This window comes from Sphingobium sp. L-44, assembly GCF_056859495.1.
Genome location: NZ_JBSXOQ010000121.1, coordinates 65,053 through 89,842, shown reverse-complemented (window position 1 = coordinate 89,842; position 24,790 = coordinate 65,053). Strand labels below are relative to the sequence as shown.

Genomic DNA, 24,790 nt, shown 5'->3' with positions numbered 1-24,790 from the left:
ATTAATGGCAGCATGATAGGCAAATTGCATGAGCAACAAGCCCGCCATGGTCGAAATGGATGAGTTCGACCGGCGTATCATCGCCGCGCTGGTCGAGGATGGCCGCATGACCGTGACCGATCTGGCCGCCAGCGTTGGCCTGTCCAAGACGCCCTGCCAGGTGCGGTTGAAGCGGTTGCAGGAGAGTGGCGTCATTCGCGGCTTTCGCGCGATCGTCGATCCGGCCAAGCTGGGGATGGACCATGTCGCCTTTACCGAGGTGAAGCTGAGCGACACGCGAGAGAGCGCGCTGCGCGAGTTCAATGCGGCGGTAAGGCGCATCCCGGAGGTCGAGGAATGCCATATGCTGGCGAGCAATTTCGACTATCTGCTCAAGGTCCGCACGTCCGATATTCGCCGCTATCGCATGGTGCTGGGCGAGAAGATTTCCGCCCTGCCCCACGTCGCCAGCACATCGACCTTCGTGGCGATGGAGACGGTGCTGGAATCCGGCAGCAAGCGGCCGCGCCGTTAACGCGGGACCGAAGGCCCTTCCACCCGGATGCCGCGCCGCTGAAGCTCGGCCCGCGCCGCCTTCTGATGCGGGGTCAGGCGCTGATAGTCGGTGGTCGAACGCCAGATGTCGAGCACATCCTGATCGCTGCGAAACGCGACGTCAGCCTCTGCATTGGCATAGTCCTGCAGACGATATTTCCTCGGCGCTTTTTCGATCACCCGTCATCCCTTTCGCGGGAGACGTAGCGGATTTTACGTAAAAGCCGCGTGATGGCCATCACGCGGTTAAGGCGTGTTAATCAAACAGGGTCAGCGGCACGGCGTCACCCATGGCGCGATAGCCGGCCGGATTGGGATGGAGCGCATCGCCGCCATCATAAGCGGGCAGCAGCCGGTCCGGCCGCGCAGGATCGCGGGCGGCACGGTCGAAATCGACCAGCCCGTCAAAATGGCCCGGCGCGCGGATCCAGGCATTGACCGCCTGCCGGTCCGCCTCATTCTGGGCATCGGCATGATAATAGGCATTGCCGACGAAGGGCATGATGGTGGCGCCGATCACCTTGATCCCGCGCGCATGGGCGCGGGCGATGATCTGGCGATAGGCGCCGATGATGCGGGCGACATGGGCCTTGTGATCCGCGACACTGACGGGCGCGTCGCGGGTCAGGGTGCCAAGATCATTGACCCCTTCCAGCAAGACCAGATGGGTGACGCCGGGCTGGGCCAGCACATCGCGGTCGAGCCGGGCCAGCGCATTGGGGCCAAGCCCGTCGTTCAGCAGCCGGTTGCCGCCGATCCCCTGATTGACGATGGCGATGTCGCGCCGCTTGGGATCGGCCTGCAGCCGCTGGGCGAGCCGGTCGGTCCAGCGATCATTGCCGTTGGTGGTCGAACCCTTGCCATCGGTGATGGAGTCGCCCAGCGCCACGACCAGCCGTGCGGGCGCGCAGCGTTCGACCTCCAGCGCGGCGAGATTGAACCAATGATCGAACGAGGCGGCGCCCGCCATCACCGTGTCGGTCAGATGATCGCCGGGCAGATGCCAGGAAGTGGCGCGCGAGCCGGGATGCGAAGTCTGTTCCGGTTCGCCCTGATAGCGGATGGTGATGGCGATCGTGTCGAGCGCGGCGACCGGCAGCGATACCGGGTCGGAGAGATAGTCGGCACCGGCGGGCACGATCAGGTCCGGGCTGCCATCGAAGCGCAGCGAAATGAGCGTGCCGGGATCGATCGCCGGCGAGGTGCTGGCAGGGGCACGGGCGATGCTGACGCCGGCGATATGGAGCGGCGCCGTGCCGGCAAGGTTGGAGATGCGCACCCGCAGCCGTTCGCCGGCGATCGAGGGACGGACGATCTGGCGCAGCGACTGGTCCTTGAGCGTGCCGGCGGGCAGTGCCGCGTCGCCGGTCGGGCGGAATTGCGAGGAGGCCCAGCCCGACACCCAGGTCGGCGTGCAGGTCTTTGCCATGGCGGGCTGGGCCAGCAGCAGGGCCAGCGGCAGGCTGGCGAGCAAGGGGCGGATCATCAGCTTCCTTTCGGTCGGGGATGGCGGGCGGCGCGTCCCCAAAATGGGCATATGAGGATCACGGTATCGAAGTTCACAGTGTCGTGCGGCAGGCGTTGACGCATTTCCGCGCCTTTCCGGGCCGGCCGCGACCTGCGACGCGCCGGTGACGCGACACCAGGGTCATGGCCACGCGCCAGTGACGCGCCCATGAGGCGACAGGGACGCGACGATCGGGTCACGACGAGGTCATGGCAAAGGCGTCAGCGAAGACAGGGTCATGGCCAAGGGTAGACCAAATATCCTCCAACATTGGAAGGCCCCTGCCCTATGCCAAGCCGCGGTCCCAACGACTTCCAAGAAAAAGGGCCGGCGTTGCCGCCGGCCCTGTCAGTGTATCCCTGGGGGAGGATCAGAAGTTGGCCCGGATACCGGCCAGCACGGTGCGGCCGGGATAATAGACCGAATAGGCCGCGTTCGAATATTCGAAGGTGGTGCGGATCGGCTCGTCGGTGATGTTCAGCACATCGAGCGTCAGGCGCAGCGCCTTGTTGAAGAAGGGCAGCTGATAGCCGGCCGACATGTCGAGCTGGCCACGGGCGTCGGACTTGAGGTCGGCGCCGTTGATGCCGTTCTGCGGACCGTTCACGGCGATCGCCTCGTCATTCCAGACATAGTTCACGCTGACCGACAGACCGCCATTTTCATAGAAGCCCTGCAGGTTGTAGCTCCAGGGCGACACGCCGGTCGCGACCAGCCCCGACGAGGAGGACTGCTTGAGATAGGTGCCGTTGGCCGAGAAGCCGAGGCCCTTCACCAGGAAGTCGAGCGGCTGCACCCAGGTCGCTTCGATACCCTTGATCTTGAGATCGCGCAGGTTGACCGGGCGGTTCACGGTGATCGGCAGCTGAGCGACCGGGATGCCGGTCTGGAGCGATCGGTCGTTGAGGGCGTTCTGCTGCGTCGAGATCAGGCTGTCGAACGGAATGTTGAGCGACCCGAAGGCAACCTGTTCGGAGGTGGTGACGGTGAAGCCCTGGATATTCTTCATGAACAGCGACACGCCGACATAACCGATGCCGCCAGTGTAGATTTCGCCGCCCAGGTCATAATTGTCCGAGGTGTAGGGCTTGAGGTTCGGGTTGCCCGCCGTGGCGGTCAACGCCGAAGGATCGGAGAAGGTGATGCCCGGCAGGATCGCGCCGGCATCCGGGCGGGTCATCGTCCGCGAGGCCGACGCACGCAGCTTCACATTGTCGGCGACATCATAGGTCAGGTTGATCGACGGCAGGAAATTCTCGTAGGTCGAGGACGAGGTGATGTCGACGATCGCCGTGCCGACCTGGCTCGGACCGACCACCAGCTGGTCGGTGTGGGCGTAGCGCATGCCGGTGTTGATGTGCAGGTCGCGGCCGGCAATGGTGGTGACGCCGTTCAGTTCGAAATAGGCACCCCAGACCTTTTCATCCATGTCGCCGGTCGCGCCGCCAGTGACGGCCCCGCGTGCTTCGGGCGCGCTGTCGCGATAGCTGGCATAGTTGGTGGCCTGCTTGAGCGCGTCGAAGTCCGGCACGATGAAGCCGGCGGTCGAGGAACTGCGCAGATATTGGGCGATGGCGCTGGTCGGCACGGTGCCGGTGGCGCCGGTGCAGCCAGTGCCGCAGACCGACAGCTGATAGGCGGTGCTGTTGTCATAGGCGCGGATCGAACGGGTTGCCTGGTCATAGGCGCCGCCGACCTTCACGTTGAACATGTCATCGCCATAGGTCACGTCGAGATGCGCGCCCTTGGTCTCGGTCTTGCGACGGACCAGCTGGATATTCTGGCGATACCATTGCCAGCTGCCGTTGTTCGGATCGTTGAGGTCGAGATTGCTGGTGATCGACGGATAGTCGCCACCCGTATTGTCATAATAGGTTTCGACGCCCGACTGCGGCGTGGTCTGGAACGCCCAGGTCGGCTGTTCGCGGAAGAAGCGGCTCTTCGACCAGTTGGCGCTGAGGTCGACCTTCAGATCCTCGGTCGGCTGCCAGCTGACGCTCGGGTTGACGTTCCAGAATTTGGTCGTCTGCTTGAACAGGCTGGCTTCGAGGAAATAGGAGGAGTTGGCGAAGGTGCCGCTGGTGACGACGCCATTGTCATCGACGGTCAGGTCGATCGGCACCATGCCGCCGGTCGACTGGGCGCTGGTGCCCGGCCCCGAGTTGCGGACCTGCCAGTTCATGTTGACCTTGCTGTAGTCGCGCTTGGACTTGGCCCAGATGCCGTCCAGGGCGAAATGCAGCTCGTCCGACGGGCGCCATTCGAGCGAGGCCAGCGCCGAGATGCGCGAGCGATCGCCTTCGGTCAGGCTCTTGCGGCCAAGACGCGGGATCAGTGCGGTGCTGAGCTGGTCGCGGGTGAGGCCCGACGTGGCGACGACATCGACCGGCTGGCCGGCGACCAGGCCATGGCCGGTATTGTTGGGAACGACCGAGGCCCAGGAGAAATTATTGCCGCCGGCGTCGCCGGTGCCGAGATTACCGTCGGTCCAGCCGACCGATTCAAAGCCATCGACGCGGGTCTTGGTCTTCACGCCGGCAACGCCGACGAGGATGCCGAACGTGTCGGTGGTGTGGCTGGCGACGATCGCCCCGCGCGGGCTGAACTTGTCGTTATTGTCGGTATATTGGCCCTGCGCCACGACGGTGACATGGGTGCCTTCCTTGTCGAAGGGACGGGCATTGCGCAGGTTGACGGTGCCGGCGATGCCGCCTTCGAGCGTCGAGGGCGACGGGCTCTTGGCGAGGTCGAGGCGGGTGAAGAGTTCCGACGGGAAGAAGTCGAGATCGACTTCGCGGTTGGCGCTGCCGCCGTTGGTGCCGCCATCCGATGCAACCTGAAGCTGCGAACCGTTGAGCAGCACGCGGGTGAAGCTGGGGCCAAGGCCGCGGATCGCGACCTGGGTGCCTTCACCGTTGATGTCGCGGTTGAGGCGCACGCCGGGCATGCGGTTCAGCGTTTCAGCGAGGTTGGTGGCGGGCAGCTTGCCGATATCTTCCGCGAAGATCGAGTCGCCAAACGCAACCGCATTCTTCTTGGCGTTGGTGGCGCTTTCCAGCGAGGCGCGGATACCGGTGACGACGATGTCGGCGGTTTCGCTGTCCTGCGGCGCAGCGGCGGTTTCGGCCGGTGCAGCGGTATCCTGCGCAGCGGCGGCCTGGGCTAGGCCCAGCGCGCCGAAGGCGGATGCGGCGAACAGGGCCGCACGGATATTATTGTGGCGTGAAATGTTCATACAACCTCTCCCCGAGCGCTGCCCCCGACTATCCGGTGGGCGTATCTGGTAGCGCTATCAGCTACAGACCAATAAAGTGCCCGTCCCAATTGTCAAGATATGGGACGGGTGAAAATGGTAACGTTATTAATTTTCAGCGGACTGTGGCATTTGTGCTGATGACGGCCTGCGCCGCGGTCAGGCCCGGTGCGCTGGCGCGGACGGTTACCCGCCCCTTCTCGCCCGGCTTGGCCTTCACGATCACCAGCGCCAGGCCATTGAAAGCCTTGCGATCATGCGACGGAAAGGCGGTCAGATCGGTCGGGTCGCCATTATCGGTGGCAATGATCTCGCCCGGTCCCTCGATCGAGAAGCGGATGTCCTGCTTGGCTGCAGGGACGACATTGCCGTCCTTGTCGAGAACCTTGAGCGTCACGAAACTGAGGTCCCGGCCGTCGTCCGCAATGGCGCTGCGATCGGCGATCAGCGACAGCTTCGCCGCCTCGCCCACGGTGCGGATCGTCTCCGTCGCCCAGGGCTGGCCCTTCTTCCAGGTGACGACCTTCACCTCGCCCGGTTCATAGACGACATAGTCCCAGCGGAAGCGATATTCATAATCGCGCTTCTTGACCTTGCCCTGCGACTTGCCGTTGACGAACAGTTCCGCCTCGTCGGCCGAGGAGAAGACATGAACCGGCGTGATCTGGCCGACGCGGTCGGGCCAGGTCCAGTGCGGCAGGATATGCGCGAATTTGAGGTCGGGCCGCCAGCGCGCCTGGTAGAGCCAGAAGCGGTCCTTGGGGAAGCCGGCGAGATCGAGGATGCCGGAATAGCTGCTGCGCGACGTGTAATAGGGGGTCGGTTCGCCGAGATAATCGAAGCCGGTCCAGACGAACTCGCCCGCGACATAGGGGTTCTGGTCATCGGCGGCCCAGACCCGGTCGGGCGAGGAGCCGAAATCGGCGGCATGCATCTCATAGGCCGACACCTGATGCGTGTCGGGATTGCCGCCGGACCAGGGACGGACCGGGCCGCTGATCGCGCCGGCGACCGGGAACATATATTCGCCGCGACTGGAAAGGGCCGAGGCGCTTTCGGTGGACAGGATGACCTTGTCCGGGAATTTCGCGCGGAAGGCGGGATATTGGCCGACGATGCCGCGAATGCCCGCGCCTTGATAATTGAGGCTGATGACGTCCACGGTGGTCGGCAGCAGCATGTCCGCCTTGGCATAGTTCATCGCGCTGGTGGCGGGACGGGTCGGGTCTTCCTGATGGGCGATGGCGACCAGTTCGCGGCCGATCTTCGCCCCCGCCTCGCCATCATATTGTTCGCCGACCTCGTTGCCGATGCTCCAGATGATGATCGAGGGATGGTTGCGGTCGCGGCGCAGCATGGCGCGCGCGTCGGCCTCATGCCAATCCGGGAAGATCAAGTGGAAGTCGTGCGGGGTCTTCTTCTTCTCCCAGCTGTCGAATACCTCGTCCATCACCAGGAAGCCCATGCGGTCGGTGAGTTCGAGCAGTTCGGGCGCGGGCGGATTATGGCTCATGCGCACGGCGTTGGTGCCCATGTCGCGCAATATTTCGAGCTGGCGCTCGGCCGCGCGGGCGTTGAAGGCGGCGCCCAGCGCACCGAGATCATGATGATTATTGACGCCGCGCAGGGGGATCTGCTCACCATTGACGATCACGCCCTTGTCGGGATCGAACTTGATGTCGCGCACGCCGAAGCGGGTTTCGTAGCTGTCGATCAGCTTGCCGCCCTGGGTCACGGTGGAGACGGCGACATAGCGGTTGGGTTGCTGCGTCGGCGGCGGACCCCAGAGGCGCGGGTTGCTGAGGATCGTGCTGCCCTTCAGCTCCGCCTTGCCATGGGGGGCGATGCTGGTGGACTGGCGGGCGATGCTGGCGACCGGGCGGCCGATGCGCTTGCCGCTGGCGTCGATCGCATAGAGAGCGGTCGCGACCTCGACCTGCGCCGGGGTGTCGCCGTCATTGTCGAGGGTGAGGCTCAGGTCCACGCTGGCCTGCGCCTTGCTGACCTGCGGCGTGCGGACGATACTGCCCCACTGGCCGACATGGACCTTGTTGGTGGTGGTGAGATAGATGTCGCGATAGAGGCCGCCGCCCGGATACCAGCGCGCCGAAGCCTGCGGATTGTCGAGGCGGATCACGAGCTGGTTCTGGCCGCCCGGCACCGCATAGGGGGTAAGGTCGAGGCGGAAGCTGTTATAGCCATAGGGCCAGCCGCCGACGAGCTTTCCATTGAGCCAGACGGTGGCGTAGGACATCGCCCCTTCGACATCGAGGAAGATCGACTTGCCCTTGTCGCTGGCGGGGATGGTCAGCGCCTTGCGATACCAGCCAATGCCCCAGCTGGGCAGGCGGCCCATGCCGCCATAGGGGCCGTCCTTGATGAAGGGGCCGGCGATGGCCCAGTCGTGCGGCAGGTCGACATGGGTCCAGCCGCTGTCGTCGAAGCCTGGCTGGACATAGGAGACGGTGCCGCCCGGATTGCCGGCGGGACGGGTATGATGCTTGGCGGTATCGGCGATGAAGGGATTGGCGCTGGGCAATATCCAGGGCTTGAGCACGCGGGCGCCGCTGTCGTCCACCTGCACCGCCGCGTCGGGACGGGCGTCGGCCACCTTGCCGTCGCAGGCATCCTCAATGGGCGGGCGTACATCATAGCGCAGATCCTCGGTCAGGCCGGCAGGATCGCCCTTGGTGAAGCGCCAGTCGCGACTGATCGAGACGCTGTCGCGCGGCGCTGCCAGCAGGGCGGCGGGGCTGAGCAGGCAGGAGGCGAGCAGGATGGTGCGCAGGGTCTTCATCAGGGGCTCCGTCAGAGCTGGGCGAGCGCGGCGCGGGCGCCGTCGGCTTCGAGGATGGCGAGCCAGCGGATCAGCGCGGCGCGGAAGGCGGCGTTGCCGGCAAGGTCGGCGGGCACCACGGCGTCGAAGGCGAGGATCGCGTCGACCCGAGCCTCGGTGGAAGGGGCGTCGGCAAGGCGGGCCGCGATGGCAGCGGCGAGCGGATCGTCGACGACATGCGCTTCGCCCCGATCATCGATGCCGGCCTGCCAGCGGACCCAGGCGGCGACGGCGAGCGACAGGGCATCGATCCCCTGCCCTGCCGACAGCCGCGCGGCGATGGTGGCGAGCAGGCGCTGGGGCAGCTTTTGCGAGCCGTCCATCGCGATCTGGCGGGTGCGATGCTGCAGGGTCGGATTGTCGAAACGCGCCATCAGCTCGCGGCGATAGGCGGCGACGTCCAGTTCGGGCGGCGGCGACAGCGTGGTCTGCGCCTCGTCCCACAGACTTTCGACGAAATGCCGGGCTTCGGGCAGCGCGAGCACTTCATGGACATGGTCGATGCCGGCGAGGCCGCCGAGATAGGCGATGCCGCTATGCGCGCCGTTGAGCAGGCGCAGCTTCGCCTCCTCCCAGGGGGCGACGGCGGCGGTCACCTGAACCCCGGCGCCGAAATCCGGGCGCGGACCGCAGAATTTATCCTCGATCACCCATTGCAGGAAGGGTTCGGTCTTGACCATGGCCTGATCCTCGACGCCGAGCCGGCCGGCGAGCGCGGCGATGTCGGCGTCAGTGGTGGCGGGGACGATGCGGTCGACCATGGTTTCGGGGAAGGCCCCTTCTGCCGCGATCCAGTCGGCCAGCGCCGGATCGTGCCGGGCAGCGAGCGCCAGCACGGCGTTGCGCAGCCGGGTGCCATTGTGCGGCAGATTGTCGCAGCTGATCGCGGTAAAGGGCGGCAGGCCCGCGGCCCGTCGCGCGGCGAGCGCGGCGACGAGGAAGCCGGGCGCGGTCTGTGGCGCGGCGAGCGAGGCAAGGTCGGCGGCGAGCTGGGGATCGCCCTCAATCAGGGCGCCGGTCGCGGGGTCGAGCTTATAGCCCTTTTCGGTCACGGTGAGGGTGACGATATGGGTGTCGGGCGCGGCGAGCGCGGCGACCAATGCGGCCGGGTCTTCCGGCGCGACCAATACCTGGCTGACCACGCCGATGATGCGCGCCTGCTCGGCCGATCCGTCGCGCACCAGCATGGTGTAGAGGCAGTCCTGCGGCATCATCTGGTCGCGCACGCCGGGTGAGCGCAGCGACGCGGCGATCACGCCCCAGCGCAGGTCGCCGGCGGTCAGCGCATCATCGAAGATCACCGCCTGATGCGCGCGGTTGAAGGCGCCGATGCCGAGATGGACGACGCCGGGGCGGACCGCCGCGCGATCATAGCCGGGACGGACGATATCGGCGGGCAGGCCGGCGAGCGTGGCGGACGATAGACGGGTCACGGGATCAGGCAGCCTCTTGCGAGAGAGTCACGGGCGCATAGCGCGGGACGATAAGGTGCAGCACCAGCAGCGCCAGCAGATAGGCACAGGATGCGACGATGAAGATCGGCTGGAAGCTGCCGACGGTTTCCAGGATGATGCCGGCGAACTTGGCCATCAGCATGCCGCCGATCGCGCCGGCCAGCCCGCCAAGGCCGACCACCGACCCCGCCATCCAGCGCGGGAAGAGATCGCCCGGCAAGGCATAGACATTGGCCGAGAAGCCCTGATGCCCGGCGCAGGCGAGGCCGATCAGGCCAACCGCGATCCACATGCTGGGCGCCTGTGCGGCGAAGGCGATCGGCAGGGCGCAAAGCCCGGCGCAGAACATCGCCGTCTTGCGGGCGGGATTGATGGCCATGCCCCGGCCCATCAGCCGCGACGACAGCCAGCCGCCCGCGACCGAACCGACATCGGCCAGCAGATAGACGGCGATCAGCGGCGGGCCGAAGTCCAGCATCTTCACGCCATATTGCTTGTTGAAGAAATCGGGCAGCCAGAAGAGGAAGGTCCACCAGACCGGATCGATCAGGAAGCGCGAGGTCATATAGGCCCAGGTCTGGCGATAGCGGAACAGGGTGCGCCACTTGACCGGACGGGCCGGTTCCTGCGGGTCCGCCTCGATCCAGGCCAGTTCCTCGGCGCTCAGCCCCTTCTTCTCGCGCGGGCGACGGTAGAAGCCCAGCCAGGCGGCGAGCCAGAAGACCGTCAGCAGGCCGGTGAGGATGAAGGCCCAGCGCCAGCCCAGCGTCACGGCGATGACCGGGACGATCAGCGGCGTCAGGATCGCGCCGACATTGGAGCCTGCATTGAAGATGCCGATGGCGAAGGCGCGTTCCTTCTTGGGAAACCATTCATTGGTGGCGGCGATCGCCGCCGGGAATGTCCCCGCCTCACCAATTGCCAGCGGGATGCGGGCGAACAGCATGCCGGCGGTCGAGGTGAAGAAGATGTGCATGACATGGCCGACCGTCCACAGGCCGACCGCCAGCGCATAGCCGGCCCGCGCGCCGATCCGGTCGATCAGCCGGCCGAAGGCGACATAGGCGATGCCGTATCCGGCCTGGAACCAGATGGCGAGATCGGCATAGCCGCTCTCGCTCCAGCCATAGCGGGCCTGAAGATCAGGCTTGAGCGTCGGCAGGACGAGCCGGTCGATATAGCTCAGCACCACCGCCGCAAAGAGCAGGCCGCAGACGATCCAGCGGACCTTTCCGGACGGTTTGGGAATCGTGGTCATTGGCCACTCCGACAATGGTTCGTCATTCCCGCGAAAGCGGGAATCCACCTCCGGACCTCGCGATTGGGGCTATGACAGGAGACGGATCCCCGCTTTCGCGGGGATGACGGAGTGGAGTGGCCAAAGCAGGTCAAGCGATCACCAGTTGAACATGGTGCCGTCTTCGAGCCGGTTCACCGGCAGGAAGGCGCGATTATATTCATATTTGGCGGCCAGTTCCTCGTCGATGTCGACGCCCAGGCCCGGCTTGTCGCCCGGATGCATGGCGCCGTTTTCGAACGTATAGGCATGGGGGAAGACGGCATCGGTCTCGGGCGTGTGGCGCATATATTCCTGCACGCCGAAGTTCGGGACGCTCAGATCGAAGTGGAGCGCGGCGGCCATGCAGACCGGCGACAGGTCGGTCGCGCCATGGCAGCCGGTGCGGACCTGATAGAGATCGGCGAGGTTCGCGATCTTGCGCAGATGGCTGATGCCGCCGGCATGGACCACGGTGGCGCGGATATAGTCGATCAGCTGGTTCTGGATCAGTTCGCGGCAATCATGGATCGAGTTGAAGATCTCGCCCACGGCCAGCGGCGTGGTGGTGTGCTGGCGGATCAGCTTGAACGCATCCTGATTTTCCGCCGGGGTCGCATCTTCCAGCCAGAAGGGGCGATATTGTTCCAGATCCTTGCCCAGACGCCCGGCCTCGATCGGGGTCAGGCGATGATGGATGTCGTGCAGCAGATGCACGTCCCAGCCCAGCGCTTCGCGGGCCGCCTTGAACAGTTCGGGGACGATGCGGAGATATTTGCTGGTATTCCAGACATTTTCGGTCGGCAGGTCGGCGTCGGCGGGTTCGTAGAAATATTTGTCCTTCGACACGCCATAGGTCGATGCCATGCCGGGGACGCCGCACTGGATGCGGATCGCCTTGTACCCCTGCGCCTGATATTCCAGCGCGACCTTGACCGTATCCTCGATCGTCGTGCCATTGGCATGGCCATAGACCATGACGCTTTCGCGGCTGGCGCCACCGAGCAGTTGATAGACCGGCAGGCCGGCAATCTTGCCCTTGATGTCCCAGAGCGCGGTATCGACGGCGGCGATGGCCGACATCGTCACCGGGCCGCGGCGCCAATAGGCGCCCTTGTAGAGATATTGCCAGATATCCTCGATCTGGTGCGCGTCCCGGCCGATCAGGCAGGGAATGACATGGTCCTGCAGATAGGAGGCGACGGAGAGTTCGCGGCCGTTGAGGGTCGCATCGCCCAGACCATAGACGCCCTCTTCGGTCTCGATCTTGAGGGTGACGAAATTGCGGCCAGGGCAGGTGACAATGACCTTGGCGCCGGTAATCTTGGGCATGGAAGCTCCCCTAAAACTGGTATGACCAATCATGGCCATAGGCGATAATCAAAATTCCTTCAACGATATTGGTCAGGCCAATACCGTCAGGCGATTTCCAATGTAACCGTCTGAAGAGTAGCGCTGTCCGGCCCGACCATGATGTCGAACAGGCCGGGTTCGACCACTTCGCGCATGTCGAGATTCCACAGCGCGAAGGCTTCGGGACCGATGGTCAGGCGCACGGTGCGGCTTTCGCCCGGCGCCAGCGCGATCCGTTCGAAGCCCTTCAACTCCTTGAGCGGACGCGTGACCGAGGCGGTCTGGTCATGGACATAGAGCTGCACCACTTCCTCGCCCGCGACATTGCCGACATTGCGGACATCGACCTCCACCGTCACGTCGCCGCCCACGCCAATGCGGCTGGCCGACAGGCGCGGCGGACCAAAGACGAATTTGGTGTAGCTGAGGCCGAAGCCGAACGGGAAAAGCGGGCTGGCATCGGCGAAGAGATAGCCGCGCCGAGAGGATGGCTTGCGGTTGTAGAAGATCGGGATCTGACCGGCGTCGCGTGCCACCGTGACCGGCAGCTTGGCACCCGGATTGACGTCGCCGAACAATATGTCGGCCATGGCCGTGCCGCCCTCCTGCCCCGGATACCAGCATTCGATCAGCGCATTGGCGCCATCGACCACGGCCGGATAGCTGGGCGGGCGACCGTTGATCGCGCACACCACCACCGGCTTTCCGGTCGCCTTCATCGCGGCGAACAGGTCATTCTGTTCGCCGACCAGATCGAGGCTGGTGCGGTCGCCCAGATGGTTTTTGGCGAAGCCTTCGCGGCTGGTCTGTTCGGTGTCGCCGATGGCGAGCAGGATGATGTCGGCGGCCTTCGCGACCTCGACCGCTTCGGCGATCAGCTGGCGGTTCTTCGCCGGATCGGCGAGGAAGACCTCATCCACCGAGCGATCCTCGCTCTGGGTGATGAAGACGCCCTGAGCATGGACGATGTCCGCCCGGTTGCCGAGCTTCGCCTTCACCCCGTCGAGCAACGAGATCGCCTGGCGCGGGATCGAGGAATAGCCGCCCAGCCGCGCGATCGCGGCATTGGGGCCGATCACGGCCACCTTGCGATGGGCGCCGGGCTTCAGTGGCAGGATGCCGTCATTCTTGAGCAAGACGATCGACTTGTGCGCCGCCTTGAGCGCCAGCGCGCGCGCCTCCGCATTGCCGGTGAGCGCATCATAATCGGCGCGTGGCCAGGGATTTTCGAACAGGCCCGCGCGGAACTTGAGCGTCAACATGCGCTTGGCTGCGAGGTTGACGGCCTCAAGGGGCACTTTTCCGGCGCGGACCTGTTCGACGAGCGTGCGATAGGCCAGGCCATCGGGCAGCTCGCAATCGACCCCGGCGCGGAGCGCGGCACGGGCCGTCGCCTCCAGGTCGGGCTGGACATGGTGGATGGTGTCGAGTTCGGGGACGGCGCCATAATCGCTGACCACGGCGCCATCGAAATGCCATTCGCCGCGCAGGATATCGCCGAGCAGCCACTTGTTCTGGTGGCTGGGGACGCCGTCAATCTCGTTATAGCTGGGCATGACGGCGGCGATGCCGGTGCGCTTGACCACCTGACGGAAGGGCGGGAAGAAATTCTCGCGCAGTTCGCGCTCGCTGATCGGCGCGGGTGCGATATTCTCGCCCGCCTGCGGCTGGCCATGGCCGGTCATATGCTTGAGCGTGGCCATGACCTTGTCCGGGCCGATCTGCTTGCCCTCCCCCTGCAGGCCCAGCACGGCGGCCACGCCCATCTCGCCGCAGAGATAGGGGTCTTCGCCAAAAGTCTCCTCGATCCGGCCCCAGCGCGGGTCGCGGGCGATGTCGACCACCGGCGAGAGGGCGAGATGGACGCCGCGCGCGCGGACCTCCCGAGCGATAACCGACTGGACATCGGTCATCAGCTGGCGATCGAAGCTGCCGGCAAGGCCGATCGCCATCGGGAACATGGTGGCGTCGGTCGCCATGTAACCGTGGAGCGATTCCTCGTGGAAGAGGATCGGGATGCCGAGGCGAGTGTCCTCCACCGCCCATTTCTGGACGGCATGGATGAAGGCGACGGTGTCGGCCGGGGTGCGCCAGCGCGCGCCGACGCCGCCGGCCTGGGTCGATCCATTGGGCGCGCCGCGCCGGTCGGACGGGCGGGTGATCTGGCCGAAGCTTGCCGGATAGGCCTTGCTCGCCTTTGCCGGCGAGAAGGTGAGATCATCCATGATGTCGGCCTTGGTCGCCCAGAGCGCGATGATCTGGCCAACCTTTTCCTCCAGGGTCATGCGGCCGAGCAGGTCGCGCACGCGCAGGTCGATGGGGGCGGAAGCATCCTTGTAGAGCGGGCCGCCCTTCCCCTTCGCCGCCAGCGGGGCGGCGGCGAGCGCAGAGGTGGAGGCGAGCAGGCCGAGCGCCTGGCGGCGGGCGAAGCGGGTCGTCATCATGGCTTATTGCACCGTCAGGGTGGTGGACTGGAGCGCGACCGAGCTGTTGCCGGTCATGATCTCGAAATCGCCGGGTTCGACGACGCGGTGCATCTGGTCGTTCCACATCTGCAGCGCCTCGGGACCGACGCTGAAGGTGATGGTGCGGCTCTCGCCGGGTTTCAGCGTCACGCGCTGGAAGCCCTTCAGCTCCTTGACCGAGCGGGTGACCGAGCTGACCTTGTCGCGAATATAGAGCTGGACGACCTCGTCCCCTTCCCGCGCGCCGGTGTTGCGGACATCCACCGAGACGCTGGTCTTGCCGCCGGTGCCGATCTTGGCGGCGGATAGGCGCGGCGCCGACAGGCTGAAGCTGGTGTAGCTGAGACCGAAGCCGAAGGGATAGAGCGGGTCGGTGGTGTCGAACAGATAGCCGCGCCGGGCCGAGGGCTTCATATTGTAGAAGAGCGGCAACTGGCCGGCCGAGCGCGGGACGGTGACAGGCAGCTTGCCGCCCGGATTGACGTCGCCGAACAGGATGTCGGCCACGGCATTGCCGCCCTGCTCGCCCAGATACCAGCCTTCCAGGATGGCGTTGGCCTGTTCGCTGACCTTCACCGTGGAAGCGGGACGGCCGTTGATGAGGACGACGGTGATCGGCTTGCCCAACGCCTTCAATGCATCGAACAGCTCCTGCTGCTCGCCGACCAGGTCGAGGCTGGGGCGGTCGCCCAGATGATTGTCGGCCCAGCCCTCGCGGCTCGACTGTTCGGTGTCGCCGAGCGTCAGGATGATGCGGTCGACATTGCGCGCCGCCTCGACCGCCTGCGCGATCAGCTTGCGGTTTTCGGCCGGGTCGGACTTGGTGACGCTGTCGGCCCACCAGTCGTCATCCTCGGTGATCTTCACGCCCTGGGCGAAGACGATGTTGGCCTTGGCGCCGACCCGCGCCTTGATCCCTTCGAGGATCGAGACGCTGTGCGGCGGCTGGCCATAATAGCCGCCCAGCCGCGCGACCGCCGCACTGGGGCCGATCACCGCGATCGTGCCCTCGGGCTTCAGCGGCAACATGCCGTCATTCTTGAGCAGGGTGATGGAGCGCTGCGCGGCGGTGCGGGCGAGCGCGCGGGCCTCTTCATTATTGGTGATCGCGGCCGCCGCATTGGCGTCGGCATAGGGATTTTCGAACAGGCCGGCGCGGAACTTCAGTTCCAGCATGCGGCGCACGGCGAGGTCGACCTTCGCCTCGCTGACCTTGCCCTCGCGCACCAGCTTGCCGAGCGTGGCGTAGGACAGGCCTTCGGGCAGGTCCGCGTCGACACCGGCATCGAGCGCACGCATCGCCGCCTCTTCCAGATTGGCGGCGATATGGTGGATGCTCATCAGCTGATCGACGGCCGAATAATCGGAGACGACGGCGCCGCGAAAGCCCCATTCTTCCCGCAGGATATTTTCCAGCAGCCAGCGATTGGCATGGCTGGGCACGCCGTCAATCTCGTTATAGCTGGCCATCACCGCCTCGATGCCGGTGCGTTTCACCACCTGCTCGAAGGGCGGAAAGAAATTCTCGCGCAGTTCGCGTTCCGACACCGGCGCCGGGCCGATATTGGTGCCGCTTTCGGGCTGGCCATGGCCGGTCAGATGCTTGAGCGTGGCGAAGACATGATTGGGCTGAAGCGTGCGCGAACGGCCAACGCCCTGAAGCCCCTCCACCGCAGCAACGCCCATTTCGCCGACCAGATAGGGATCCTCGCCATAGGTTTCCTCGATCCGGCCCCAGCGCGGGTCGCGGGCAATGTCGACCACGGGCGAGAGCACCATCGGCACGCCGCGCGCGCGGATTTCGCGGGCGATCACCTGATTGACCTGGCGCAGCATGGCCGGATCCCAGCTCGACGCCATGGCGATCGACTGGGGGAAGCTGGTGGCGCCAACGGCGGCATAGCCGTGCAGCCCTTCCTCATGGAACAGGATCGGGATGCCGAGCCGGGTCTGCGTCATCGCCCATTTCTGCAGGCCGTTGACCAGCGCCACGGTGCGGCGCGGATCGCGGCCGGGCACGACGCGCGGGCTGAAACTGCCGCGCCCGTCGGAAGGCCGGGTGAAATGACCGATGCCGTTGGGGAAGGTCGGGCTGAGCTTGCCGGGGTCCAGTTCGCCCTGCGCGTCCAGCAGCTTCACCTTGTCGGTCCAGACGGTGGTGATCTGGGCGATCTTTTCATCCAGCGTCATGCGCGCCAGCAGATCATCGACGCGCGCCTCGATCGGGGCGGACGCATCCTTGTAGAGTGGGCGGGCCGACTGGCCGGTTGTGGGCGCCGCCGTAACGGGCGTGAGCGGCGCCGCCATCACCAGCGACAGCGCTGATGCTGCGCACAAAAACTGAACTGACCGGATCACGACGCCCCTCTCCAATTTTGTCGCGGCTTTCCTTTTTGCTTGCCGCCGATCAACTGATAGCGTTACCATCACAACCCAAGAGCTGCTTGTCAATGCCACCGTTGGCAATGCACCAAAAAATTGCCTGCGGGCCAAGGGGGAGAGGACCGAATGTTTGCGCGCCTGTTTTGCTGGATCATGGCCAGTATCTTGCTAATTGGCGCCCTTTTGATCGGCGCGCCCCGCGCGCTGGCGGAAGACGGTTATGATTTGTGGCTGCGCAATGCGCCGGCCGACGCCGCCGGCGCCCAGCGGATCGGGGCCAACGCGCGCAGCATTGTCGGTGGGGCCAGCCCCACCCTGACGATCGCAAGGCAGGAATTGCAGCGCGGCATTGCCGGGTTGACCGGCGCCACTCCGCCCCTAACAGCAACAGTGCAGCAAGGTGCGATCCTGCTGCAGTCGGCAGCGCAGCAGGACAAGCCATCGGTGCCGACCGACGGCCTGGGGCCTGACGGCTATGCGATTCGCACCATGACGGTCGCCGGCAAGCCGGTGACGGTGATTGCCGGCGCGACCGATGTCGGCGTGTTGCATGGCGCCTATGCCTGGCTGCGGCTCGCTCGCACCGGGGCGGCGCTTGACCGGATCGATATGCGCAGCGCGCCGCGCATCGGCCTGCGCCTGCTCAACCATTGGGACAATCTGGATGGCACGGTGGAGCGCGGCTATGCTGGCCAGTCGATCTGGGACTGGTGGCGCCTGCCCGACTACAAGGGGCCGCGCTATACCGACTATGCCCGCGCCAATGCCTCACTGGGCATCAACGGCACGGTGCTCAACAATGTGAATGCCAAGTCGGACAGCCTGACCGCCGCCTATATCGCCAAGGCGGCGGCGCTGGCCGACCTTTTCCGCCCCTATGGCATCAAGGTCTATCTGTCGGTCAAATGGACCGCGCCGATGGAACTGGATGGCCTCAAAAGCGCCGATCCGCTCGACCCGGCGGTTGCCGCCTGGTGGAAAGCCAAGGCCGACGAAATCTACAAGGCGATCCCCGATTTCGGCGGCCTCCTGGTGAAGGCGAACAGCGAGGGCCAGCCCGGCCCGCAGGATTACAAGCGCACCCATGCCGACGGCGCCAACATGCTGGCGGCCGCGGTCAAGCCGCATGGCGGCATCGTGATGTGGCGCGCCTTCGTCTACGCCCATGACAATCCCGACGATCGCGCCAAGCAGGCCTATAGCGACTTCAAGCCGCTCGACGGCCAGTTCGCCGACAATGTCATCGTCCAGGTGAAGAATGGCGCGATCGACTTCCAGCCGCGCGAACCCTTCCACCCGCTGTTCGGCGCGATGTCCAAGACGCCGCTGATGATGGAATTCCAGATCACCAAGGAATATCTGGGCCAGTCGACCCACCTTACCTATCTGGGCACGCTGTTCGAGGAGACGCTGAAGAGCGACACGCTGGCCAGGGGCAAGGGATCGACCGTCGCCAAGGTGATCGACGGTTCACTGGAAGGCCACAAGCTGACCGGCATTGCCGGGGTTGCCAATATCGGCGTCGACCGCGACTGGAGCGGGTCGATCTTCAACCAGGCGGACTGGTATGCGTTCGGCCGCATGGCGTGGGACACGGACCTGACCGCCGAGGCTGTCGCGCGCGAATGGGCGGCGCAGATCTTCTCCCCCGATCCAAAGGTGGTCACGCCGATCGTCGCGATGATGATGGGATCGCGCGAGGCGGCGGTCGACTATATGACGCCGCTGGGCCTCGCGCATATCATGGGCACCGGCCATCATTATGGCCCCGCCCCCTGGGTGTCGGAACTGGCACGGCCCGAATGGAACCCGGTCTATTATCACAAGGCCGACAAGCAGGGCATCGGCTTTGACCGGAGCAGGACGGGCAGCAATGCCACCGGCCAATATGCGCCGGCGCTGGCCAAGCTGCTCGACAATCCGAAGACCACGCCGGAGCGCGAACTGCTGTGGTTCCATCACCTGCCCTGGGACTATCGCTTGGCATCGGGCGAGACGCTGTGGGATGGCCTCATCCATCATTATGACCGGGGCGTCGAAACGGTGTCAGCGATGCAGCGGGACTGGGCCAAGATGAAGCCCCAGGTCGATGCCGAGCGCTTCGCGCAGGTCGAGACCTTCCTGGCGATCCAGCATCGCGAAGCGCAATGGTGGCGCGACGCCTGCATCGCCTATTTCCAGTCGGTGTCCGGCCGCCCCCTGCCCGCCGGCAGCGCGGCACCCGCCCATCCGCTCGACTGGTACAAGGCGCTGAGCTTTCCCTATGCGCCGGGGCACCCGAAATGAGATTTTACTTAAGCTTGCGCAATGATCCCGCTAGCAGAGAGGTTTAGTCCCATGTCGAAGGCCCCGAAAACCTGATGGAAGCCAGAAGTTCCCGCCGCCAACGCAACGCGCCCACCATCAACGATGTGGCGAAACATGCCGGCGTGTCGCCGATGACGGTGTCGCGGGTCATCAATGGCGAGCAGGTGGTGCGGGCGGCGACCAAGGAGAAGGTGGAGGCGGCGATCGCCGCGCTCAACTACTCCCCCAGCGCCGCCGCGCGCAGCCTGGCGGGCGGCGACGAGACGCGGATCGGCCTGCTCTATTCCAACCCGTCGGCATCCTATCTGTCGGAATTCCTGGTCGGGAGCCTGGACCAGTCGAGCCGCGCCGGCATCGACCTGGTCGTCGAGAAATGGGACGAGCAGACCGCGATCAAGGCGGTGGTCGACCATCTGGTGCGCGGCCGGATCGACGGCGTCGTGCTGCCGCCGCCGCTGTGCGACCATGAAGCGATGATCGATGCGCTGCGCGAGGCGGGCATCCCCGCCGTCGTCGTGGCGACCGGCCATGCGCCGGCCAGCCTGGCCGCGGTCAGCATCGACGACCGGGGCGCGGCCTATGAAATGACCCGGCACCTGATCGGCCTTGGTCATAACCGCATCGGCTTCATCAAGGGGCATCCGAACCTGAGCGCGAGCGAGGAACGCTATCAGGGCTATATCCGCGCGCTGGGCGAAGCCGGCATCGCGCTGGACGATGCGCTGGTGGAACAGGGTTTTTTCACCTACCGATCCGGGCTGGACGCGGCCGAGCATATATTGGCGCGGGACAATCCGCCGACCGCCATCTTCGCCAGCAATGACGACATGGCCGCCGCGACGGTGGCGATCGCCCATCGCAACGGGCTGGACGTGCCGGGCGACCTTACCGTCTGCGGCTTTGACGATACCTCGCTCGCCACCACCATCTGGCCGGAACTGACCACCATCCGCCAGCCGATCAGCGCCATGTCGCGGGCGGCGGTCGACCTGCTGGTGCGCCATATCAAGGGCCGCCGCGCCCAGAGCGAGGATGGCCCGCCGCACATGCTGCTGGACTATGAACTGGTCCGCCGCCAGTCCGACGCGGCGCCGCGATTGCGCCCCAGGCACAAGGGCCGAAAATAGGATCGGCCGCGCTTAACTTCGCATATTTCCCGCACATTGTGACATTTTCGTGCGCGCGTTGGAAATCTTCGTGCGAGGATGGACGGCGCGCGGACGATGGGAAAGAGCCTTGGATGATGTAGCAGGGGTGGCTGGGTGTAGGACAGATTTGGGTGGTTTGCGGACTGTCGGCTTCTGGAGGGAGGGCTGAAGATAACGGACGTTGGACAGTAAAAATCATGCGGCAACAATCGTCGATAGCGAGCTTGCGCCGGAAGTGGCATCGTCATCATCATGATCATGCGGATTACACTTCTCGCGATTGTTTTTGGATTGGGCGTCTCTCCAACCTCCAACTCCTCGCCTGTCTCAGCGCGGCTCTGCCCATCGGACCCAAAGCTCGCCACGCTGCTCGCTGGGTCCAGCATTGTACTTATCGGCAAGATGGATGTGCCGAAGCAACAACTTACCGAGGAAGCGGCAAAGCCGTCACCGGGGTATCTGGACATCCCTATAAAGGTCGAGAGCGTCGTGAAAGGCGAAGACATGAGCAGTGCGACTGTCCGCTTCTATCCGCAGGATGCCACATACAAGCCATCTAATGCTGCGATGCTTGGCTTAGCTGGCGAACCGACCATCCTATTTCTTAACCGAGGAGATGATGGTCCTGTTAGCCTATACTTTGCTGGCTATACGCCGGACGCATTGAAGCGGGCAACTGACCTGACGGTCGCCGCTACACGCACCGAAGCTTCACGGCAGGCGAAGATCGTCGCATCGTGGCGGGCCAATACCACGCTTCCCCACTTCGCGAAGGTGCGCACGCTCATCGCCAATCTCGGTCAAGTCGATGGCGATCAGCAGCAGCATGTATTCGACCAGCTTGAAGCGTTGGGTAACGTAGCAGTGCCTGCCATCATTGCCCAGATGGATGATCGTCGCCATCTACGCACGCAGGCGATCTCCCTCGTGAACCACGCCCCAGACGCGTTCGAAGGGATGCGCCACTACGGGCCAGAGCAGGTCGTAGATGGACTTGATGCGGTGCTCAATCAAATCACCGGCGAGAGCTTCGGATCAATTGTGAACGGCGGTTCGAGTCGTCAACGCGATGCAGTGGTTGCCGGCTGGAGGGTCTACGCCGCCGATCTTGCATGTAAGCAGGACAAGTAACGCCCGGCTGTTTCTATCCTTCAATAAGCTTTATTGGCCAGATTTGGTCATGTAGCCTTCAATGTGCCACCTGAATGAGTGTCCGGTTTCAGCGATACGGACGATTTTGGGGAGTGGCCAAGAATGGTCGTGTCGCGCCGGGCAGCTTTTCCGGCCATAAGCGGACAGGTCGCTGCGGGGAGCGCTTTGTAGCGATCGGCTCTGTGGACAGCAATCGAGGGTGGGTTGCGGCCATCCCACCTACGTCATGCTGAGCTTGTTCCAGCAGCTATCAAGCCTAACAAGCCATTGGTCTATTGGGAGGAATGGACCCTGAAACAAGTTCAGGGTGACGATGATGGGATGGGCCGCTTCTGATCGCTTCCAGACCATCCTTCCCTGAAAGGGGAGGAATTTACAGCAGCAATTAGTCGGAGCCTGCCAATCACCACGGACGTCATCCTGACGAAAGTCAGGATCCATTCTGCGCTGCGACGGATGGGGAGCGTTGAATGGATCCCGGATCAAGTCCGGGATGACGACGATGGTGAGGGCACCTCTTGATCATCAGCGGGCAAAATCCGTTATCGTCATGACTTCGCCATGCTCGCAAAGACGCAAAAGGGCGCCGGACCGGGTGGTCGGGCGCCCTCTTCTTTACTTTCGCGCGGTGCTGGCCGCGTGCGAGGTCAGGCTTCGCCGAAGACGCGGGCGAAGATGGTGTCGACCTGCTTGAAGTGATAGTCGAGGTTGAACTTGTCCTCGATTTCCTGTGCGCTCAATGCCTTGGCGACGTCTTCGTCGGCCTTGAGCAGTTCGAGCAGCGAGAGCTGGCCATCGGATTCCCAGACCTTCATCGCGTTGCGCTGGACGTAGCGATAGCTGTCTTCGCGGCTGACGCCGGCCTGGGTCAGGGCCAGCAGCACGCGCTGCGAGTGGACCAGGCCACCCATCTTGTCGAGATTCTTCATCATCCGCTCGGGGTAGACGAGCAGCTTGTCGATCACGCCGGTCAGGCGGCCGAGCGCGAAGTCGAGGGTGATGGTCGCGTCGGGGCCGATATAGCGCTCGACCGAGGAGTGCGAGATGTCGCGCTCATGCCACAGCGCCACATTTTCCATGGCGGGCAGCGCATAGCTGCGCACCATGCGGGCGAGGCCGGTGAGGTTTTCGGTGAGGACCGGGTTGCGCTTGTGCGGCATCGCCGACGAGCCCTTCTGGCCGGGCGAGAAATATTCCTCAGCCTCCAGCACTTCGGTGCGCTGCAGGTGGCGGACCTCGACGGCGAGGCGCTCGATCGAGCTGGCGATGACGCCCAGGGTGGCGAAGAACATGGCATGGCGATCGCGCGGGATCACCTGGGTCGAGACCGGCTCGATCGCGAGGCCGAGCTTTTGCGCGACATGCTCCTCGACGCGCGGGTCGATATTGGCGAAGGTGCCGACCGCACCCGAAATGGCGCAGGTCGCGACTTCCTCGCGGGCCGCGATCAGGCGGGTCTTGCAGCGCGAAAATTCGGCATAGGCTTCCGCCATCTTGAGGCCGAAGGTGACCGGTTCGGCATGGATGCCGTGGCTGCGGCCGATGGTCGGGGTCAGCTTATGCTCGAAGGCGCGGCGCTTGATGACGTCGAGCAGCTTGTCGAGATCCTCGATCAGCAGGTCGGCGGCGCGGGTGAGCTGCACGGCAAGGCAGGTGTCGAGCACGTCGGAGCTGGTCATGCCCTGGTGCATGAAGCGGGCTTCGTCGCCCACCTGTTCGGCGACCCAGGTCAGGAAGGCGATGACGTCATGCTTGGTGACGGCTTCGATCGCGTCGATCGCGGGCACGTCGATCGCGGGGTTGGTGGCCCACCAGTCCCACAGCGCCTTGGCGGCCGACGGCGGGACGACGCCCAGTTCGCCCAGCTTCTCGGTCGCGTGCGCCTCGATCTCGAACCAGATCTTGAAGCGGGCTTCCGGCTCCCAGAGGGCGGTCATTGCGGGACGGGAATAGCGAGGGACCATGGGCGAATCCTGCGGCTGGAGGGTGGATATTGCCGCGCCGCCTAGCAGCCCGCGCCCTTTGGGGCAATTGAGGAGGCTCCCCTGCCCCGCGCGCGCCTCATCCGGCCGCAATTATCCAAGCAAAGACAGTCGAACCGAAGCATTTCATAAGTCCAAATGCGTAGATGAACCGATATTCAGGAACTTTTCCTAGTCTTCATGTATTATGTGATGGCAATTAAGGCATGAAGCCAAAGCAGGCGCCCAATGCAGGCCCTACGCGTTTCAATGATATAAAGGATGTCGCCATGATCCGCACCTTGCTTCTGACGAGCGCCATGCTGGTCGCAGCGCCCGCATTGGCGCAGCAGGCTGCGCCGGCCGATCCGGCAGCGCAGGCCGCACAGCCGGCCGCGCCCGCAAGCCCCGCCGAACCGCAGGCTGCGCAGCCGGCAAACCCGGCCAATTCGGTCGCCGCGATCGTCGAGTCGGAATTCCCAGCCTATGACACGAACAAGGACGGACAGCTGGACCAGGGCGAGTTTTCGCGCTGGATGGTGGCCCTCAAGGATCAGGAGATGAAGGCCACCGGCAAGACGCTGCCGCCGGCCGAAGTCACTGCCTGGGCCAGCGGCGCCTTCACCACTGCCGATGCCGACAAGAGCATATCGGTCAGCAAGCCCGAACTGATCAGCTATCTGAGCGGCAGCGCGGGCGCATAAATATTTCCCTTCCCGTCACGAAGGCAGGGAAAATACAGAACCCCAAGCGGGTCGCACCGGGGCGGCATGTCACAGAACATGCCGCCTCCTTTTTTTTTGATGGCGGATGGCCGCGGGGCCTGGACCAGGCCCCGACCGGCTCAGCGACGCTTCTTGGTATAGAGCAAAGCAGCGACGATCGCGGCCGAGCCGATGCCCACGGCAGTCCCCATCCACACGGCCTTTCCGGCAGACTTGCGCGCCGCATCGGCGAGATCGGGGGCATTATCCTCTGGCTGGAGGGCTTCTGCGCCGGCGTCCGGCACGCTCTCTTGGTTCTTCTTCATAGTCCCCCTTCTATGCCGCAGCCCGGCGGGACTGAAAAGGGCTGACGTAGCGGCAAGGCCGGAAATTCGCCGTGCCACGCGCACGCCATGACGCCTGACCCGCGGCCAGCAAAGCCCCGACGCCCCGTCGCT

General features: G+C 64.7%; 16 protein-coding genes. 5 read left to right on the top strand and 11 right to left on the bottom strand.

Annotated features, from left to right (window positions below; all coding sequences use genetic code 11):
* Positions 1-28 precede the first annotated feature (28 nt).
* Positions 29-514, top strand: coding sequence for an Lrp/AsnC family transcriptional regulator (locus tag AC13EK_RS22800; RefSeq protein ID WP_004211443.1), 486 nt, complete (start codon positions 29-31; stop codon positions 512-514).
* Here the strand turns inward: AC13EK_RS22800 and AC13EK_RS22795 are convergent.
* The 9 genes from AC13EK_RS22795 to AC13EK_RS22755 all read right to left on the bottom strand — a co-directional run bounded on the left by AC13EK_RS22795 (position 511) and on the right by AC13EK_RS22755 (position 16,985).
* Entirely contained in the window at positions 511-714 is a 204-nt protein-coding gene (locus AC13EK_RS22795; protein ID WP_069337557.1) for a hypothetical protein, read from the bottom strand. The genes AC13EK_RS22800 and AC13EK_RS22795 overlap by 4 nt on opposite strands.
* A 76-nt stretch (positions 715-790) precedes the next feature.
* Positions 791-2,020, bottom strand: coding sequence for an SGNH/GDSL hydrolase family protein (locus AC13EK_RS22790; RefSeq protein WP_170828706.1), 1,230 nt, complete (start codon positions 2,018-2,020; stop codon positions 791-793).
* Between the two features lie 391 nt (positions 2,021-2,411).
* Complete coding sequence (locus tag AC13EK_RS22785; protein ID WP_069337558.1) at positions 2,412-5,276, bottom strand: TonB-dependent receptor; 2,865 nt, start codon at positions 5,274-5,276, stop codon at positions 2,412-2,414.
* Between the two features lie 133 nt (positions 5,277-5,409).
* A complete protein-coding gene (gene galB, locus AC13EK_RS22780) occupies positions 5,410-8,091 on the bottom strand; it encodes a beta-galactosidase GalB (protein ID WP_069337559.1) in 2,682 nt (893 codons plus the stop codon).
* A gap of 11 nt (positions 8,092-8,102) precedes the next feature.
* The gene (locus tag AC13EK_RS22775) at positions 8,103-9,563 is read right to left on the bottom strand and encodes a mannitol dehydrogenase family protein (protein ID WP_069337560.1); all 1,461 of its coding nucleotides are present in this window, start codon (positions 9,561-9,563) and stop codon (positions 8,103-8,105) included.
* A gap of 4 nt (positions 9,564-9,567) precedes the next feature.
* A complete protein-coding gene (locus AC13EK_RS22770; RefSeq protein WP_069337561.1) occupies positions 9,568-10,842 on the bottom strand; it encodes an MFS transporter in 1,275 nt (424 codons plus the stop codon).
* A gap of 138 nt (positions 10,843-10,980) precedes the next feature.
* Positions 10,981-12,192: a D-mannonate dehydratase ManD gene (manD, locus tag AC13EK_RS22765; RefSeq protein ID WP_004211435.1), complete on the bottom strand. Its 1,212-nt coding sequence runs from the start codon at positions 12,190-12,192 to the stop codon at positions 10,981-10,983.
* An 86-nt stretch (positions 12,193-12,278) separates the two neighbouring features.
* Positions 12,279-14,657 (bottom strand): glycoside hydrolase family 3 N-terminal domain-containing protein, encoded by a 2,379-nt coding sequence (locus AC13EK_RS22760; RefSeq protein WP_069337562.1) that lies wholly within the window; start codon positions 14,655-14,657, stop codon positions 12,279-12,281.
* Positions 14,658-14,660: 3 nt separating this feature from the next.
* Positions 14,661-16,985, bottom strand: coding sequence for a glycoside hydrolase family 3 N-terminal domain-containing protein (locus AC13EK_RS22755; protein WP_268801841.1), 2,325 nt, complete (start codon positions 16,983-16,985; stop codon positions 14,661-14,663).
* Between the two features lie 201 nt (positions 16,986-17,186).
* On the opposite strand from AC13EK_RS22755, the gene AC13EK_RS22750 reads away from it, so the two are divergent.
* The 3 genes from AC13EK_RS22750 (at position 17,187) to AC13EK_RS22740 (ending at position 21,646) form a co-directional block, all read left to right on the top strand.
* Positions 17,187-19,346 carry an alpha-glucuronidase family glycosyl hydrolase gene (locus AC13EK_RS22750; RefSeq protein ID WP_069337564.1) on the top strand — a complete coding sequence of 720 codons (2,160 nt, stop codon included), beginning with the start codon at positions 17,187-17,189 and terminating at the stop codon, positions 19,344-19,346.
* A gap of 74 nt (positions 19,347-19,420) precedes the next feature.
* Entirely contained in the window at positions 19,421-20,494 is a 1,074-nt protein-coding gene (locus tag AC13EK_RS22745; protein WP_069337565.1) for a LacI family DNA-binding transcriptional regulator, read from the top strand.
* A gap of 273 nt (positions 20,495-20,767) precedes the next feature.
* Positions 20,768-21,646: a hypothetical protein gene (locus AC13EK_RS22740; protein ID WP_069337566.1), complete on the top strand. Its 879-nt coding sequence runs from the start codon at positions 20,768-20,770 to the stop codon at positions 21,644-21,646.
* A 668-nt stretch (positions 21,647-22,314) separates the two neighbouring features.
* Here the strand turns inward: AC13EK_RS22740 and purB are convergent.
* Positions 22,315-23,631: an adenylosuccinate lyase gene (purB, locus tag AC13EK_RS22735; RefSeq protein WP_069337567.1), complete on the bottom strand. Its 1,317-nt coding sequence runs from the start codon at positions 23,629-23,631 to the stop codon at positions 22,315-22,317.
* A gap of 287 nt (positions 23,632-23,918) precedes the next feature.
* Between purB and AC13EK_RS22730 the strand changes: the two genes are divergently transcribed.
* Positions 23,919-24,332 carry an EF-hand domain-containing protein gene (locus AC13EK_RS22730; RefSeq protein WP_026109251.1) on the top strand — a complete coding sequence of 138 codons (414 nt, stop codon included), beginning with the start codon at positions 23,919-23,921 and terminating at the stop codon, positions 24,330-24,332.
* Positions 24,333-24,472: 140 nt separating this feature from the next.
* On the opposite strand, the gene AC13EK_RS22725 is transcribed toward AC13EK_RS22730, so the two are convergent.
* Positions 24,473-24,658: a hypothetical protein gene (locus AC13EK_RS22725; protein WP_004211421.1), complete on the bottom strand. Its 186-nt coding sequence runs from the start codon at positions 24,656-24,658 to the stop codon at positions 24,473-24,475.
* Between the last annotated feature and the right edge of the window lie 132 nt (positions 24,659-24,790).

Bases quoted from the DNA above. Each gene is read 5' to 3' on its own strand.
- AC13EK_RS22800 (WP_004211443.1), top strand. From the start codon at position 29: ATGAGCAACAAGCCCGCCATGGTCGAAATGGATGAGTTCGACCGGCGT.
- AC13EK_RS22725 (WP_004211421.1), bottom strand. From the start codon at position 24,658: ATGAAGAAGAACCAAGAGAGCGTGCCGGACGCCGGCGCAGAAGCCCTC.
- AC13EK_RS22755 (WP_268801841.1), bottom strand. From the start codon at position 16,985: ATGGCGGCGCCGCTCACGCCCGTTACGGCGGCGCCCACAACCGGCCAG.
- AC13EK_RS22790 (WP_170828706.1), bottom strand. From the start codon at position 2,020: ATGATCCGCCCCTTGCTCGCCAGCCTGCCGCTGGCCCTGCTGCTGGCC.
- AC13EK_RS22740 (WP_069337566.1), top strand. From the start codon at position 20,768: ATGATCATGCGGATTACACTTCTCGCGATTGTTTTTGGATTGGGCGTC.
- galB (WP_069337559.1), bottom strand. From the start codon at position 8,091: ATGAAGACCCTGCGCACCATCCTGCTCGCCTCCTGCCTGCTCAGCCCC.
- AC13EK_RS22745 (WP_069337565.1), top strand. From the start codon at position 19,421: ATGGAAGCCAGAAGTTCCCGCCGCCAACGCAACGCGCCCACCATCAAC.
- AC13EK_RS22785 (WP_069337558.1), bottom strand. From the start codon at position 5,276: ATGAACATTTCACGCCACAATAATATCCGTGCGGCCCTGTTCGCCGCA.
- AC13EK_RS22750 (WP_069337564.1), top strand. From the start codon at position 17,187: ATGTTTGCGCGCCTGTTTTGCTGGATCATGGCCAGTATCTTGCTAATT.
- AC13EK_RS22760 (WP_069337562.1), bottom strand. From the start codon at position 14,657: ATGATGACGACCCGCTTCGCCCGCCGCCAGGCGCTCGGCCTGCTCGCC.
- purB (WP_069337567.1), bottom strand. From the start codon at position 23,631: ATGGTCCCTCGCTATTCCCGTCCCGCAATGACCGCCCTCTGGGAGCCG.
- AC13EK_RS22770 (WP_069337561.1), bottom strand. From the start codon at position 10,842: ATGACCACGATTCCCAAACCGTCCGGAAAGGTCCGCTGGATCGTCTGC.
- AC13EK_RS22730 (WP_026109251.1), top strand. From the start codon at position 23,919: ATGATCCGCACCTTGCTTCTGACGAGCGCCATGCTGGTCGCAGCGCCC.
- manD (WP_004211435.1), bottom strand. From the start codon at position 12,192: ATGCCCAAGATTACCGGCGCCAAGGTCATTGTCACCTGCCCTGGCCGC.